Below are 306 nucleotides of genomic sequence, written 5' to 3' on the forward strand. Positions count from 1 at the left end.
CGGCCATTCACGATTTATCCTCCTCCAGAAGGGCACGGTCGTTCTCCAGCTCTTTACGCGTTAGACGCAGCAGCGTGGAGCGGCGCGCCTTACGTAGGGTTAGGATACCCACGATCGCGGCGGCGAGGAGCAGCACAACGGTGGTGGCGATCATCACGTGCAGGCGGTACTGAGCGTCAACGGCCCAGATAACCAGCACCAGCAGACTCATGAGGCCAAACGCGGCAAACAGCAGCGTCAGTCCGGTCATGATCAGCAGCTGGAAGAGGTTGGCTTTCTCCTCCTCCAGCTCCACGACGACCAGAC

Annotated in this window: 1 protein-coding gene; it reads right to left on the minus strand. The window is 60.5% G+C overall.

Annotated features, from left to right (window positions below; all coding sequences use genetic code 11):
* Positions 1-7: 7 nt before the first annotated feature.
* Positions 8-306, minus strand: a 299-nt coding sequence (locus tag ACSIPU_RS30940) for a phage holin family protein (protein ID WP_435322524.1), incomplete at its 5' end; no start/stop codon positions are given.

The organism is Klebsiella sp. HN106 (assembly GCF_051209435.1).
GTDB lineage: Bacteria > Pseudomonadota > Gammaproteobacteria > Enterobacterales > Enterobacteriaceae > Klebsiella > Klebsiella oxytoca.